At 61.2% G+C, this 14,580-nt stretch carries 19 protein-coding genes and 1 pseudogene; 11 read left to right on the top strand and 9 right to left on the bottom strand.

Features of this window, described 5'->3' with window-relative positions; all coding sequences use genetic code 11:
* Positions 1-48: 48 nt before the first annotated feature.
* From ACUN0E_RS05405 to ACUN0E_RS05390, 4 genes are all read left to right on the top strand, one after another.
* Complete coding sequence (locus tag ACUN0E_RS05405; protein WP_408510823.1) at positions 49-732, top strand: Fe2+-dependent dioxygenase; 684 nt, start codon at positions 49-51, stop codon at positions 730-732.
* On the top strand, positions 729-1,451 hold the full coding sequence (locus tag ACUN0E_RS05400) for a PepSY-associated TM helix domain-containing protein (RefSeq protein WP_445565876.1): 723 nt from the start codon (positions 729-731) through the stop codon (positions 1,449-1,451). The genes ACUN0E_RS05405 and ACUN0E_RS05400 overlap by 4 nt, the downstream gene beginning before the upstream one ends.
* Before the next feature lie 92 nt (positions 1,452-1,543).
* Positions 1,544-2,233: a nitroreductase gene (locus tag ACUN0E_RS05395; RefSeq protein WP_408233923.1), complete on the top strand. Its 690-nt coding sequence runs from the start codon at positions 1,544-1,546 to the stop codon at positions 2,231-2,233.
* A gap of 29 nt (positions 2,234-2,262) precedes the next feature.
* Positions 2,263-2,577, top strand: coding sequence for a high-potential iron-sulfur protein (locus ACUN0E_RS05390; RefSeq protein WP_408233926.1), 315 nt, complete (start codon positions 2,263-2,265; stop codon positions 2,575-2,577).
* Positions 2,578-2,606: 29 nt separating this feature from the next.
* Here ACUN0E_RS05390 and ACUN0E_RS05385 read toward each other — a convergent pair whose 3' ends face one another.
* On the bottom strand, positions 2,607-2,957 hold the full coding sequence (locus tag ACUN0E_RS05385; protein ID WP_408233929.1) for a DOPA 4,5-dioxygenase family protein: 351 nt from the start codon (positions 2,955-2,957) through the stop codon (positions 2,607-2,609).
* Between the two features lie 46 nt (positions 2,958-3,003).
* Complete coding sequence (locus ACUN0E_RS05380) at positions 3,004-3,477, bottom strand: GNAT family N-acetyltransferase (protein ID WP_445565875.1); 474 nt, start codon at positions 3,475-3,477, stop codon at positions 3,004-3,006.
* A gap of 930 nt (positions 3,478-4,407) precedes the next feature.
* Between ACUN0E_RS05380 and ACUN0E_RS05375 the strand changes: the two genes are divergently transcribed.
* The gene (locus tag ACUN0E_RS05375) at positions 4,408-4,881 is read left to right on the top strand and encodes a hypothetical protein (RefSeq protein WP_408510818.1); all 474 of its coding nucleotides are present in this window, start codon (positions 4,408-4,410) and stop codon (positions 4,879-4,881) included.
* Positions 4,882-4,985: 104 nt separating this feature from the next.
* Here the strand turns inward: ACUN0E_RS05375 and ACUN0E_RS05370 are convergent, their stop codons facing one another.
* Entirely contained in the window at positions 4,986-5,879 is an 894-nt protein-coding gene (locus tag ACUN0E_RS05370) for a glutamate/aspartate ABC transporter substrate-binding protein (protein WP_408519465.1), read from the bottom strand.
* 264 nt (positions 5,880-6,143) lie between these two features.
* Between ACUN0E_RS05370 and ACUN0E_RS05365 the strand changes: the two genes are divergently transcribed.
* On the top strand, positions 6,144-6,425 hold the full coding sequence (locus ACUN0E_RS05365; protein WP_445565874.1) for a hypothetical protein: 282 nt from the start codon (positions 6,144-6,146) through the stop codon (positions 6,423-6,425).
* Positions 6,426-6,654: 229 nt separating this feature from the next.
* Here the strand turns inward: ACUN0E_RS05365 and trpS are convergent, their stop codons facing one another.
* From trpS to ACUN0E_RS05345, 4 genes are all read right to left on the bottom strand, one after another.
* Positions 6,655-7,683, bottom strand: coding sequence for a tryptophan--tRNA ligase (trpS, locus tag ACUN0E_RS05360; protein WP_408510814.1), 1,029 nt, complete (start codon positions 7,681-7,683; stop codon positions 6,655-6,657).
* A gap of 202 nt (positions 7,684-7,885) precedes the next feature.
* The gene (locus tag ACUN0E_RS05355) at positions 7,886-8,857 is read right to left on the bottom strand and encodes a hypothetical protein (RefSeq protein WP_445565873.1); all 972 of its coding nucleotides are present in this window, start codon (positions 8,855-8,857) and stop codon (positions 7,886-7,888) included.
* On the bottom strand, positions 8,782-9,846 hold the full coding sequence (locus ACUN0E_RS05350; protein ID WP_445565872.1) for a hypothetical protein: 1,065 nt from the start codon (positions 9,844-9,846) through the stop codon (positions 8,782-8,784). Before ACUN0E_RS05350 ends, ACUN0E_RS05355 begins: the two co-directional genes overlap by 76 nt.
* A gap of 220 nt (positions 9,847-10,066) precedes the next feature.
* The gene (locus ACUN0E_RS05345) at positions 10,067-10,222 is read right to left on the bottom strand and encodes a glycine zipper 2TM domain-containing protein (protein WP_408234139.1); all 156 of its coding nucleotides are present in this window, start codon (positions 10,220-10,222) and stop codon (positions 10,067-10,069) included.
* Positions 10,223-10,486: 264 nt separating this feature from the next.
* Here ACUN0E_RS05345 and ACUN0E_RS05340 point away from each other — a divergent pair, with 264 nt between their 5' ends.
* The 5 genes from ACUN0E_RS05340 (at position 10,487) to ACUN0E_RS05320 (ending at position 13,769) form a co-directional block, all read left to right on the top strand.
* Complete coding sequence (locus ACUN0E_RS05340) at positions 10,487-10,840, top strand: YciI family protein (protein WP_408233954.1); 354 nt, start codon at positions 10,487-10,489, stop codon at positions 10,838-10,840.
* A gap of 152 nt (positions 10,841-10,992) precedes the next feature.
* On the top strand, positions 10,993-11,406 hold the full coding sequence (locus ACUN0E_RS05335) for a YciI family protein (protein WP_445565871.1): 414 nt from the start codon (positions 10,993-10,995) through the stop codon (positions 11,404-11,406).
* A 61-nt stretch (positions 11,407-11,467) separates the two neighbouring features.
* Positions 11,468-11,995, top strand: coding sequence for an SRPBCC family protein (locus tag ACUN0E_RS05330; protein ID WP_445565870.1), 528 nt, complete (start codon positions 11,468-11,470; stop codon positions 11,993-11,995).
* An 84-nt stretch (positions 11,996-12,079) separates the two neighbouring features.
* Complete coding sequence (locus ACUN0E_RS05325; RefSeq protein ID WP_445565869.1) at positions 12,080-12,487, top strand: VOC family protein; 408 nt, start codon at positions 12,080-12,082, stop codon at positions 12,485-12,487.
* A gap of 4 nt (positions 12,488-12,491) precedes the next feature.
* Positions 12,492-13,769 carry an RNA polymerase sigma factor gene (locus ACUN0E_RS05320; protein WP_445565868.1) on the top strand — a complete coding sequence of 426 codons (1,278 nt, stop codon included), beginning with the start codon at positions 12,492-12,494 and terminating at the stop codon, positions 13,767-13,769.
* Between the two features lie 12 nt (positions 13,770-13,781).
* Here ACUN0E_RS05320 and ACUN0E_RS05315 read toward each other — a convergent pair.
* Both ACUN0E_RS05315 and ACUN0E_RS05310 read right to left on the bottom strand, forming a co-directional pair.
* Positions 13,782-13,868, bottom strand: a pseudogene (locus ACUN0E_RS05315) (LysE family translocator); the annotation flags it as partial.
* A complete protein-coding gene (locus tag ACUN0E_RS05310; RefSeq protein ID WP_408233969.1) occupies positions 13,869-14,447 on the bottom strand; it encodes a DUF4337 domain-containing protein in 579 nt (192 codons plus the stop codon).
* Positions 14,448-14,580 lie beyond the last annotated feature (133 nt).

Raw genomic sequence — 14,580 nt, 5'->3', positions numbered from 1 at the left:
GCGTTCGACCGGACGCCGCGCACAGGAAGCACGCAAAGGAAACCCAACATGCTGCTGCACATTCCGAATGTACTGAACGCCGAGCAGTTGCGCTTCGTGCGCGAGCGGCTCGACAGCGCCGGCGACGCATGGGTTGATGGCCGCGCGACCGCCGGTTACCAGGGCGCGCCGGTCAAGCGCAATCAGCAGATCGCCGAGCATTCGCCGCTCGCGCGAGAGATCGGCGACGTGATCCTCGCGTCGATCGAGCGCAACCCGTTGTTCATCAGCGCGGTGTTGCCGAATCAGGTGTACCCACCGCTCTTCAATCGTTACGAAGGCGGCATGGAGTTCGGCAGCCACGTCGACGGTGCGGTGCGTGTGCTGCCCAACGGCGTGAAGCTGCGCACGGATGTCTCGGTGACGCTGTTCATTTCCGAGCCGGGCGAATACGACGGTGGCGAACTCGTTGTCGAAGACACCTACGGCGTACAGCAGGTCAAGCTGCCGGCGGGCGACATGATCGTCTATCCGGCCACCAGTTTGCATCAGGTCACGCCGGTCACACGCGGCGCCCGTCTTGCCAGTTTCTTCTGGGTGCAAAGCCTCGTGCGCAGCGACACGCAGCGCGCTTTGCTATTCGATATGGACACGGCGATTCAACGTTTGAACGCCACGCATGCCGACGATGCTGCGCGCCGCAGTCTGGTCGGCTGCTATCACAACCTGTTGCGTACCTGGAGCGAAACGTGAGTGTACCCGAGGTTATTGAATTCCAACCCGCCGAGGTCGTCGACGTCGCAGCGAGCGAACCGCGGCGGCCAGGCCGCGGCGAACTGAATGCACGGCAGCAGCGCTCGCGCCGCGCGACCTTCGTCAAATGGTTACGCAAAGTACATGGCTGGATCGGTTTGTGGGGCGCGGCGTTGGGTTTGCTGTTCGGCACCACGGGCTTTTTCCTGAATCATCGGGGCGGGCCACTCAAAGTGTCGACCGGCGAGCCGCAGGTGTCGGTCGTGCAGGTGCCGCTGCCGCAACCGGCGCCGCAGACGCCGCGTGAACTTGGCAAGTGGCTCAAACATGAACTCAACCTGACCGGCAACCCGGGACGCGCGCAGAAAGAGTCCGCCCATCCGGTCGCGTGGGGCGAACGCAGCGTGATCCAACCCGAGCACTGGCAGCTCAGCTTCGCGTCGCCGCATGAAAACACGTCGGCCGAGTATTGGGTCGGCAACGGTTACGTGACCGTCAAGCGCAGCGAAAACTCGTTTCTCGCGACGCTGACGAATCTGCACAAGGGCGTCGGCTTGAGCGTCGGCTGGGTGCTGCTGATCGATACCCTGGCGGGCAGCATCATTCTGCTGTCACTTACAGGTGTCCTGCTTTGGACAGAGCTGAACAAACGCAAAACGGTTGGCGCAGTGCTGGTGATGGGATCAATCGTCGCCGCCGTCTGCATGGGGTTGATTTAAAAACGTGCTGCAAGCCTGCAAGCGGAAAACCCGCTGCTCGCGCTAGAATCTTCGCAGACCGCCAAACTGTTGGCCCTGCCGGGATTCCGCTGATGACCACACCTGCCAACCAAGTCGACGCCGCACTGATGTCGCGGCGTTCGATCCGCGCCTTTCTGCCCACGCCGGTTGCGCGCACCGATATCGAAGCGATTCTCGAAGCCGCCAGCCGGGCGCCCTCCGGCACCAATACCCAGCCGTGGAAAGTGTACGTAGTGACGGGTGAGTCGCTGGCGCGCCTGTCGCAGGCTTTGGTCGCAGCGTATGACGATCCTCAGCGCGACGCGCTGTATCAGGAAGAATATCGCTACTACCCGCATGAATGGGTGTCGCCCTATATCGACCGCCGCCGCAAGATCGGCTGGGATCTATACGGCTTGCTGGGTATCCAGAAAGGCGACAAGGCGCGTATGCACGAACAGCATGCGCAGAACTACCGGTTCTTCGGTGCACCGGTCGGCTTGTTCTTCACGATCGAACGGGTGATGGAGCGCGGCAGCTGGCTCGACTACGGCATGTTTCTGCAAGCCATCATGACGGCGGCGCGCGGTCGTGGCCTCGATACCTGTCCGCAGGCTGCGTTCACGCCGTTTCATCGGGTGATTGCCGAGCATCTCGGACTGCCGGCCGAGGAGCAACTGGTGTGCGGTATGTCGCTCGGTTTTGCCGACGAAAACGCACAGGTCAATACGCTGCGGACCGACCGGGAACCGGTTGAACGGTTCACGCAGTTTCTCGATTGACGAGCGTCACTTCTCCCCATCGGACCACTATGAAAACTTCGCGCCGCAATTTCCTGATGCTGAGCGTGGGTGTGAGCTCATCGCTCCTGCTGTCTCGCGTCGCGTTCGCCGACGACACCGCAAACAAACTGAGCGAAGCCGATCCGAAGGCGCAAGCCGTTGGCTACACAGAGGACGCATCCAGGGTCGACAAGGCGAAATTCCCCGACTACGCCGCCGGACAAACCTGCGGCAACTGCTCGCTGTTCCAGGGCAAGACCACCGACGCCTACGGCGGCTGCACGCTGTTCGGCGACAAGCAGGTCGCCGCGCGCGGCTGGTGTAGTTCGTATTCGAATATCTGACCGGGCACGCGGCCGCGCGCCGGTATGGGTCAGTTCAAGGCGCTCAGCACCAGCTCGTGCGAGTGACCGATCCACACCGCTGCATCGCGGTGGTCGCGCAAGGCATCGCCGGTATTCGGATGCAGAAAAATATCGAGTGCGCCGTGATTCAGCGTGAGCCAGCCGACCAGTTCGGCGAACTGCTCCTGCGTGAATGCGAGCTGATACGACCACATCGGATGCGGCCCGACTGGGCGCTCGTGAAAGCGGCCGATTTGCAGCTTACCGTTCCAGTACGCTTCGATTTGCTCGCGAAAGGACCACGCGGCGTCGCGGCTGCCTGAATCGAAATAAACGTGAGCGTGCCAGCTTTCGATCGCCGAGGTGTCGCGAAAGGTCATAACAGGGTCCATTGCGTGTCGCTCTGTATAAGCGGTTATCAGACACTCATTCTGCTTGAGTTTCCGCCGACGCGCTCGGCGCGCGTCTCATGTGGAACTGTATTTCATCTTCGCCGACGATCTCGAAGCCGAGGCGTTCGTACAGGCGCCTTGCGGGATTGCCTTTGAGCACCTTGAGCGAAACCGGCAACGCGTCGCCCTGTGCGGCCAGCAAGACCGTCCGCAGCGCCCGCGCGCCGATACCGCGCCCTTGATGCGCCGGCGCGATCTGCAATTGCACGACGACCCATTCGCTCTCGGTACGATGCGCTTTCAGCAAGCCGGCTGGCGCACCGTCGATGCAAATCACCTGTGCCGCGTCGTAACGGTGCAGCAGACGCGCGCGATGCCCGGCATCGTCAGCGGGTTCGCCGGCACGCGTCAGGTGCTCCGTCATGGTGGCCTTGCGCAAGTCGAACAGAAAGGGCTCGTCCGCCGCTAGCGCCGGACGCAGGGTGAGCGAAGGTTCTTGAGCAGACATGCTGGTAACGTTTCCAGTGTGCGGGTGGCTAGTAAGAATGGTCGTGAATTGTCGTGCCTGCAGCGCTCTTTTACCACGCTTCCCGCGCCCCTATGTGCCGCCCGCTCAACTTCATTACTCGACGCACGCGCGGGTGCTGGCAGTTGGAGTAATCGGGCCGGATGATGTGTCGCCGTACGCGTCCTTTTTTCTGGCTCACATCTGACGAAATCGCCCCGCTGCGCCGATTCAGCGAACTAGCCTGCCAATTCCCCTCCTTTCGCGCAATTGCATTCGGGCGTGCTCACATAAACTGTTTTCCATGGAGCGACAAGTCACCGCGCCCATCGACGCGGTCTTCCCCCGCGTTGTTTTGAACCGTACCGTTGATGGCAGTTTGCCGCGGTTGTCTGACGTGGCAGGGCAGTAAAGCAGTAGGAAGTCGAAGCAATGCAGCAGCGCGCAATCAAAGCAACTATGCGCGCGAATCAGCAGGGGGTTGCAGCGAGGTGAGGTTGAATACGAGGGGCCGAGCTGTAACGCAGTAGCAGTTCAGGTAGCAACAGCTTTATTAGTTTGTGATGGTTATAAGGCCGGCAAGCATCCACGCGCCTGTACGGCTCTTCCATCCTGTCTGGCCCTGTTCCCTCGCGGGAACGGGGTTTTTTTTCGTTAGTGCGGCCAATGCGACTTGTATTTAGCCGGTCCGAACTTATATGGCAGCGTTGCATGTCGGGTGCACCGTAGCGGAAAATCTGCTCGGGCATGGCGAGATGCCACGCAATCGAGATTTTGGTTTGTTTAAGTCTGTCTTAATAGTTGCTTGCCATGATGGTTATACAGACTCACGTTAGGGGCCTGTCAAGCCGCCGGCACATCGGCGGCGTTTGCCACCGGAGAGCACAGCATTCGGCGGCAAAGCCGAGAGTTAGCGAAGGAGGTTGAATCGATATGTCCAGTAAATCGCGAGTCCGCAAGCACACCCAGCCGGCCATGTCACCGCTATTGCGGGCGCTGACCTTTAGCCGTACCGCCCACGAGCCGGTCACCGCAGCCATGCTCCTGCAGTGCTACACCGCCCTCGATGCATTCCGGCGCGGCCAGGGCTCGCGGGATTTGCACCTGACCCTGAGCCGGCATCTGCTGGTGTCGCAGGAGTTGGCGCGTCTTGGTCTTGGCGAAGACGTTATTGCCGATATCGAAAGCGCTCATGCGGCGATGGTGCAGCTCGACGCGCGTGAGCATCACGACGGCGCCTGGATTCTCGATGACAGCGAATACGCCCGCCTTTGCACAGGGCTGGCGATTCTGGACGGGCAACTGTCCGTCGCGTCGTTGAGCGAGATCGCGAGCGCGGAAGCGAAGATGATCGAGGGACTGATGAGATCTGCCCACACGAAAGCGATCGTCGAAGCGGTGGTTTAAAACCCACGTCTGTTTTTTAGGCCGAGAACGCGCAAATCTACGCGAGCACGCTGAAACGAAAAACGCCCTGCATGGGGCGTTTTGCTATTTCAGCGTTCATTTCCTTAATCGAAAGCCTTGTCGTTCGGTGACGCATAGAGCTTGTGCATCGCGTCACTCATCGGGAAATCGAAGTTGATGTTTTTCGGCGGCACCGGCTTCATAAACCACTTGTCGTACATGGTTTTGATCTCGCCGCTCTTCATCGCGGCAGTCATTGCGTCGTCAACCAGCTTCTTGAACTCGGGGTCATTCTTGCGAAGCATGAAACCGTACGCTTCCGAGGATTGAGGCGTCCCCACGATAACCCAGTCGGCCGGCTGGGCAGTCAGCGAACGTGCACCGGCAAGCAGAACGTCGTCCATCATGTAGGCGACGGCGCGTCCCGTTTCGAGCGTGACACGGCCTTCACCGTAGTCTTTCGCGCTAATGATCTGCATGTTCATCTTCTTCTCCTCGTTCATTTTCCTGAGGAGACGTTCAGACGTCGTGCCCTGATTGGTCACCACGGTTTTCCCGGCGAGGTCGGAGAAATCCTTGATTCCGGAGTCTTTGCGCGTCAGGAGTCGTGTCGTGGCAACAAAGAATGTATCGGAAAACGTGACCTGATTTTGCCGTGAGGTCAGGTTGGTGGTGACGCCGCACTCAAGGTCGACGGTTCCGTTCTGAACCAGCGGAATCCGGTTCTGCGAGGTGACAGGTATGAAGCGGACGCGTAGGTCTGGGTGTCCCGTCTTTGCCTTGACCGCGTCGATAATCTTGTTGCACAAGTCTTGGGAGAACCCGATGACCTGGTTATTGGCATCGACATAGGAGAACGGCACAGACGTCTCCCTGTGACCGATTGCAATCAGATTCACGCTCTGAACCTTCGCCAAGGTCGGTTGTGCATCCTGGGCCGGGACGGCTTGCGAAAAAATCGCAAAAGCTGCGAGAGCCAGTAGCGACGCGTATTTCATGACAATCTCCTATCGGTTTCGGCAGAACTATAGATCGAATCGACGCCTAGCATGATACATATGTTGCCACATAAAAATTATCAACAACATATGTTAACTACCAATATGAGACTTCGATCGCCTGTCGTGCGCGAGCATCGAGCATCGCCAACCGGCCGAACCGCATGCCTTTAGCGCCCGCGCTCCGCGTCTCTGGCGCTGTCAAAGACCTGCGCTAAACTCCAGAAACATTCGGCGACGACGATTTATAAGGAGGTTGATGTCATGGCGCCCTCTGATTTCCTCGCGTCCACTCGACAACTGGCCGCCGCCGCTGAGCTTCTGGCCAAGGCCGGTCCGCAGGACCGCCGGTTCGATGCGTTCGAAATGCTCGCGTTCTTTCGCCGATACGACCAGGTTGGTTCTGGTGTGGAGGCGGTCGTGGTGTCGAATGACGAGCTGTTCGCTCGTACTGCGCAAGCCGCGCTTACCATGGCGGGGCGTAACGAATTTCTGGCGTCGCACGCGCTTCTTGAACAGGCCCGGTCGCTTTTGGCCGCGAAGTGAGCCGCTGTGGCGCGCTGTGGCGAGCAGGAAGATCGTCTGCGTCTGGCGCGACTAGTATTTCCTGGCCGACCTTTGCTACCAGCGACAGACACGCGCACGGCTGAATTGTTTCAAGGCATGGGCCGAGGCTGGCTCTACCGAATAAACGAATAGCAGAGTTACCAGCGGAATGGGATACGACGTGTACATCACGCGCAAGGAGAACTGAGAGCCGACGACTATCGGCCACTCAATTCTCAAAGTAGTTCAAACCGAGCGCACCTTTCACCTCTGATACCGTCGCACCTGCTACTTCCCGCGCGCGCAGGGTCCCGCGACGCAAGACATTCAGCACCTCCGCGCGGTCAGTTTCGAACTCGCGGCGGCGCTCCCGAATGGGTGCGAGCATCGCCTGCAGACGTTCGTTCAGCGCACGCTTGACCACGCTGTCGCCAAGACCGCCACGGCGGTAGTGCGCTTTGAGTTCGTCCACCGTCGGTACGTCCGGCTCGAACGCGTCGAGGAACGCGAACACAACGTTGCCTTCGACCTGGCCTGGGTCGTTGACGCGGAGATGGTTAGGGTCGGTGTACATGTTGTTCACGGCCTTGGTGATTTCGTCCGGGCTCGCGCCCAGCGTAATCGCGTTACCCAGTGACTTGCTCATCTTGGCTTTGCCATCGATGCCCGGCAGCCGCGCCACGTGCGAGAGCACCGCTTCGCATTCCACCAGCACCTGCCTGTCGACCGTGTTGTTGAAACGGCGCACCAGTTCATTGGTTTGTTCAATCATCGGCAACTGGTCGTCACCAACAGGTACGCGGGTCGCCTTGAACGCAGTGATGTCGGCGGCCTGACTGACCGGATACGTCAGGAAGCCGGCGGGGATATCCCGCTCAAAACCGCGAAGCACGATTTCCGCCTTGATGGTCGGATTGCGCTCGAGGCGCGCGACCGTCACAAGGTTGAGCAGATACTGCGACAGTTCCGCCAGCTCCGGCACCTGCGACTGGATAAAGATGGTCGATTTCGCCGGGTCGATGCCGACCGCGAGGTAGTCGAGCGCCACCTCGATGACGTTTTCAGTGACTTTCTGGTGCCGGCCGACGTTATCGGTCATGGCCTGCGCATCGGCAAGCAGGAGGAATTGCTGCGCTTCGTGCTGGAGTTGCACGCGCGAGCGCAACGAGCCGATGTAGTGGCCCAGGTGAAGCGGGCCGGTGGTGCGGTCACCGGTGAGGATGACGGGTTGCTTTTCAGATTCGGTTGCGTGCGACATGGTCAATTATCCGTGTTTGCAACACCACCAGTCATCGGCATGCAGAAACAAAAATGCCGCCAGGACTGGCGGCATCACGTTTTCGATGTACGAAGAGAATCGGGCCGCTCAGGTCAGGCGTGCCACCAACGATGCAGATTCAGCGAGGTCGTGTTCGTATTCATGGAGCGAGTATAGCGCAGCTATTCGGGCTTGCCCCAATCTAGTCGTTGTACTTCGTAATATCGAAGTACGCGGTCCCATTGCGCCCACCACTCAACTGCACGAGCCGCGAACCACCCGCTGTCAACGCTGGGAACGGACAGTTCGTGCAAGTCTGCACGCCCAGGGAATTGACCCCGGCATAGACCGTCGTTTGATACTGACCAAACGTGGTGTTGTTCGGTGCGCCGGTCGAGAACCCGTCCACTTCCGTCGTCGAGCCGGTGGCCGTTCCGGGGTAGGCCTGAATCTGCACAGACGTCACCGGATACGCGAGATTCTGTCCGTTCACGAGGCTCGACCACGTCACGCTCATCGCGTATTGCGCGCTCGCCAGCGAGCCGCCCGGTGTCAGGAATTGCGTCGCGAAGTCCGGCAGCAGCGTCGGCCACGCGACCGTGCTGCCCGCCGCCGCGTTCAATGGGCTGCCCGGATTGATGATCGACGATTGGCCGAGCTGTGCGCCGGTTTTGTCGTAGAACGTCACGGTGTAGGTCGCGTAGAGCGGCACGGTGCTCGCGTCGATCGACTGCGCCGAGTAATAGCCGCTCGAAGCCGTCGGCGTGAAGTTCGCGGTCGACGACAGTGATTGCCATGACCAGCGATACAACGACGTGTTGCTACTGGTGGTAGCGGGCGAGACCGGTGCCGCGCTCATTGTCAGATCGGACAGCCCCAGCGTGCTGCTGCCGAGCGCATTTCGCTGCATCAGCCAGACCGGCGCAGCGAGTCCGGGTCCCGTGACGGAAGCTGAATATACCGTTGGATTCGAAGCGGTCGGAATCGCAATCGTGAGACCCGACTCGTAGCGGTTCACGTCGTTCAGCTTCGTATCGAGGAAGGTGCGGCGCTGGATTTGCGACATGATCGATACAGCGAATTGCGACTGATTGCCGATCAAGTCCCAGCCGAGCTGCGTGCCGTTGGCGAGCGTGACGGGCGTGGGCAACTGTTGCGCGATGGTGTAGAGCACACCCGCTGCTGCGCCACTCGCCAGTGTGACCGGTAACTGCACGAGCGCAAGCTGCTTGCCGTTGCGCGTGAAGAACGCGAGCGCTTTGGCGAACCGAACACGGCGCCACTCAAGCTCGCATCGGTCAGACCGTGGCCGACGGCCAGATCGGATGAACCGTTTTCGAGGAACGTGGCGTCGATTGCCGGCGAGCATGACGTGTTGAGCGTGCCGCTCGCCGCGCAGGCAGTCAGCAGGGACGCAAGCGGCTCCAGATAATTCGCCGCCGCTGGGGGCGCTGCCAGCGTAACCGACTGGGCAGTCTGATTGTTCAGCACGACGGTCGCGGCCGGCGCAGCATTCGACACCAGCAGCAAGCCACCGTTGGCAGCCGACACCAGCGACACCGTGTCGATCACCGCATCGGCGCCGGTGTGGTCCGGCGTAAAGGCCATGCCGATGGGATCGAAACCCGCCATCTGGATGCCGTTCTGCGCGAGGATTTTCGCCAGCATCGTGTCGAGCGTGATGGTGGCGATCTGCACGGACTGCAGGGTCACCTTGGGCAGTGCGGTGGTGGACGCAAGGTCGATCGGGTTGCCCGAGGCCGTCAGCATGGCTGCAATCGCGGTGGTCAGCGTCGTGACGTTGACGACAGCCGGCGCCGTGCCGCTTGGCAGCCTGGCGAGCACGGAAACGAGCGGACCGGAGACGCCAGTGGCATCCGTGGCGACGATCAGGAACGGCGCGGTCATACCCTTCACCGAGATCGTGTAGGCGCCCTGGGTGTTAGTGGTTGCCGTGGCCTGAGCGCCGGTCGCGTCGGTCAGCGTAACGGTTGCGCCCACGACGGCGGTGCCGGTGGCGACGGTGCCGCTCACCGAGGTGGCCGTGATTGCTGGCGTGCTCGATGACGTCGAGCCGGAACCGCCGCCGCCGCAACCGCTCAGCTGGATCAAGGCAAAGGCCACGGCGGCCGCGACGCCGGTGCGCGCTAACGATCGATGCATGAATTTCCCCGATGCTCTGTTTATATGATTCGCTTGTTATGCCGGCAGACTATGCCATGCGCCTGGCTCAGTCAGCCGCGCAGTATCGCCGGATTGAATCCGGATTATCTACTGCGATTAATCGATAAACGGCAAATTCATGACGAGCTTTAGCGCGCTCGGAGAATACTTTTAAGCGGCGGTCTTGTGTCGCGTGTCTGGAAGCAGTTCAACGCTTCGGTTATTTGCCCAGCTCGTGCCCGATAATCCCGCCGGCTACCGCGCCGCCGACCGTACCGACCGCGCTGTGATTGGTGGCCTCGTTGCCGATCACCCCACCCGCCGCCGCACCGCCAAGCGTGCACCCGGCTGTGAAGGTCAGTAGCGTCAATAACATGGCGATGATGCCCAAGCCAGATCGATTTCCCATGATGTCACCTCGGATGTGTATCGATACAAGCGGAGCAGCAATCCATATGCCACGCTTGTATTACGAGTGTCCGTAGGGCCCCGCGCGCCTTCCGCGCCGGGGCGGTGAAACGGGTTTGCTGGAGTCATCTGCGCTTGCTAGACTGCCTTTCGCTACCTAACTGTAAGCGCGTTTTTGCCGTCGTACGCCCGCCTGGCGTTCACGTCCACGGCGCGATAAATCGGAGACGTCATGTCTTATATGCTGCTTATCGTCGAACCCCCGAATCAGCGCATCGAACGCGGCGAACAGGCCGGGCGCGAGGTCTACGACCAGATGCTGCGTTTCGCCGCCGACCTCAAGGAGCGCGGCAAGCTGGTCGCAGCCGAAGCGCTGACCTCCTCCAGTGACGCCGTGCGCGTGCAGGTGCGCGACGGACAGCCGAAACTGCTCGACGGCCCGTTCGCCGAAGCCAAGGAAATGATCGGTGGCTTCTATCTGCTCGATTGTGAAACCCGGGAAGAAGCCGTGGCGATCGCGCAAGCCTGTCCGGCGGCCTCCTGGTGCACCGTCGAAGTCCGCAAGCTCGGTCCGTGTTTCCTATAAGCGGGTTCGCCCCGTCGGGACTATTTGACTAGGGTTTTCCCTAGGCCAGCAACAAATATGTCGATTCGGTCGCGTATCGCTCGTCGTGTGAGTAAGGAGCCAGCAATCAAAGAACGGCTCGCCGCCTGCCACCCCCCCAAGGAGCGATCGCGATGCGATTCATGATCATAGTGAAGGCGACTGCCGTCAGCGAAGCCGGCGGCCCGCCGGACGATGCCCTCATGGCTGCGATGGGCAGCTATCACGAAGAACTGGCCAAGGCCGGCGTGCTACTCGACGCAACCGGCTTGCAACCGAGTTCGAAAGGCTGGCGCATCCACTACAGCGGCGGCAAGCGCACGATGCTCGACGGTCCGTTCGCGGAAACCAGGGAACTGATCGCCGGCTACACGCTGATTCAGGTTCGCTCCCGCGAAGAAGCCGTGGAATGGGCGCGGCGGTTTCCGGCACCGTTCGGCGAGCAGGCCGAAGGCGAAATCGAAGTGCGGCAACTGTACGAACTCGAGGACTTCGCGCCGAGCCCGGAACTGGACCGTTTCCATAAGCTGGATGCGGCCAAACATTGATCCTGACGCCGATCCGATTGCCGAACGAGGCGTCGATCCGGCTACATCGAAAGGACTCGTCATGCTCAAAACCATTCTGATTACCGTCGTTGCGGCGGTAGCCCTGCTGCTCATCTATGCGGCGACCCGGCCCGACAATTTTCGCATTGAACGCAGCGTGCGTATTGAGGCGCCGCCTGAGCGGATCTACGCGTTGATCGACGACATGCATCAATTCAATCGCTGGAATCCATTCCTGCGCAAAGATCCCGCGACGCAAGGCACCTATAGCGGCACGTCGAGCGGCAAGGGCGCGCGTTATGCATGGCAAAGCGAAAAGATTGGCGTGGGGCAGATGGAGATCGTGGATACGACGGCGCCGTCGAGCGTGACGCTGAACCTCGATTTCCTCAAGCCGTTCGAAGCGCATAACATTGCCGAATTCGAGTTGAAGCCGGAGGCGGGCGCAACGCGAGTCACGTGGGCGATGCATGGGCCTGCGCCGTTTCTGTCGAAGCTGATGCAGGTGTTCGTCAGCATGGACAAGATGATTGGCAAGGATTTCGAAGACGGCCTGAGCAATCTGAAAACGCTTGCCGAGGCGAGCTGAACACGCTGGATCGCTGCCTGGGCGGCACACGGCGACGCAAGGCGCTGCCCCAGCGAGCCCACAACTGGATCAATGGATTTCATCATGCATAAGCAGATCTACGTCAATCTTGCCGTCGATAATCTCGAGCGGTCGAAGGAATTCTTCAGCACGATCGGTTTCAGCTTCGAGCCGCAATTCACCAACGAGCAGGCCGCGTGTCTGGTCCTCGGCGAGAACCTCTTCGCGATGCTGCTGGTCAAGGACCTGTTCAAATCCTTCACGCGCAAGTCGCTTTGCAATCCGAAGGAAAGCACCGAGGCGTTGATAGGCCTGTCGTGCGAGAGCCGGGGCGAGGTGGATGCGCTGGTCGCGAAGGCGCTCGCCGCCGGCGGCACGGTGCCGCGCGCGCCGCAGGACTACGGTTTCATGTACGGGCACGGCTTCGAAGATATCGACGGACACATCTGGGAGCTGATCTACATGGACCCGAACGCCAAGGCAGCGGGCTGATCCCGTGACAATACCGGCCACCCATCGTGCCATCGAGGCAGTCTGGCGGATCGAATCCGCGAAGGTCATCGCCCACGTCGCACGGATCGTGCGCGACGTGGGGCTCGCCGAAGAGCTGGCGCAGGATGCGCTGGTGGCGGCGCTGGAACATTGGCCGGACGCGGGCGTACCCGACAATCCGGGAGCATGGCTGATGGCGACAGCGAAGAACCGCGCTCTCGATCGCTTGCGCCAGGAAGCGCTGCATGCCCGCAAGCGCGAGGAGCTGGGCCACGATCTCGACGCACAGGAGGCGCACCTCGTGCCGGATTTCGTCGATACCCTCGATGCCGCACGTGCCGACGATATCGGCGACGACCTGCTGCGGCTGGTGTTCACAGCGTGCCATCCGGTGCTGTCCACCGACGCACGCGTCGCGCTGACGCTGCGCCTGCTCGGCGGCCTCACTACGGACGAAATCGCCCGCGCGTTCCTCGTGCCTGAGCCGACCATCGCGCAGCGCATCGTGCGGGCCAAGCGCACGCTGTCGGCGGCCAAGGTGCCGTTCGAGGTGCCGCAAGCGGATGCGCGCGCGCCGCGGCTCGCATCGGTACTGCAGGTGATCTATCTGATTTTCAACGAAGGCTATTCGGCCACCGGCGGCGACGACTGGATGCGCCCGGCATTGTGCGAGGAAGCGCTGCGGCTGGGGCGCGTGCTGAGCGGGCTCGTGCCTGACGAAAGCGAAGTGCATGGCCTCGTCGCGCTGATGGAAATCCAGACGTCGCGCACGCACGCGCGTACGGATGCCGAAGGCAGGCCGGTGCTGCTGCTCGATCAGGACCGCAGCCGCTGGGACCCGCTGCTGATCCGCCGCGGGCTGGCCGCGCTCGGCACCTCGCATGCGCTGGGCGGCGCGAGTGGCGCGTATGCGTTGCAGGCGGCGCTGGCCGCGTGTCATGCACGCGCCCGCCGTGCTGAAGAGACCGACTGGGCGCAGATCGTCGCGTTGTACGACGCGCTGGCGCAGGTGGCGCCTTCGCCGGTGGTCGAGCTGAACCGGGCGGTGGCAGTCGGTATGGCGTTTGGACCGGCTGCCGGTCTGGAAATCGTTGACGCACTAGCAGCCGATGCCACGCTCGCCAACTATCACTGGCTGCCGAGCGTGCGCGGCGATCTGCTGGAGAAACTCGGCCGCGTGGAAGAGGCGCGCGTCGAATTCGAACGCGCGGCCGCCATGACGCGCAACGCGCGCGAGCGTGAGCTGTTGCTCGAGCGTGCTGCTCGCGGCATCGCGCATTGAACAGTCTGCAAGTTATCGGATCAGCTGACGCACACCCAACGCCGCGATCAGCCCGCCGCACACGCGATCAATCCACGCCTTGCCGCGCCGTTCGCATGATCAAGCCGAAAAGAACGCCACGGCCGCAGTGACCACACCAGCCGCCGCAATACCGAACGACAGATTGCGCAGCCATTTCTTGCGGGTCAACAACGTGATCGCGGAGAGGGCAATCGCGACCTGAATCAAAGTCGTGGCCTGCGCCCAGCGGTGATGGCCGTGCAACAGCGCTTCACTTTTAGCGTCGTTGTCCACGACGTCCTTTTCGATCGCTTCAGCCTTCGCGCGAATGGGCTCTTTCTGCTGCTTGTATTTGTCGACGTCGGCGAGGAACTTTGCGTGTGCATCGGCATTGCCGAGCGACAACGCCGCGCCGAGTTCTGCGAGATTTTCCTTCTCGCCCTTGGCCTGGTAGTAGTTCCATTGATTGGACGCTTCGGTCTTCTTGATGGCGGCTTCGTTCTTGTAGTACAGCGCCAGATTTTCGCTGTTGCCGCTCTGGTAGGCGCACAGTGCGCCGATCGTCGCGAGGATCGCCGTCATCACGGCCATGCGGCTCGCAAAGGGATCAGCGTCGTGGTGGCCGGCGTGTTCAACCGCATGGTCGTGCGGACCATGCACTTCATATTCTTCAGACATCCGATTCTCCGAGCGAAGCTTTTCTTGTGATCTTTCGGGCGGCGCGCATGCTGACGACACATGCGCGGGCAACGCTGCTTACGCGGCGCGCCGGCCCAGCGGCCTCGATCTTAGCGTGAGGTGCCCGGTGATG

Source organism: Paraburkholderia sp. D1E (genome assembly GCF_052682275.1).
The sequence above is the reverse complement of the archived record's forward strand: the minus strand, read 5'-3'. Positions and strand labels throughout refer to the sequence as shown.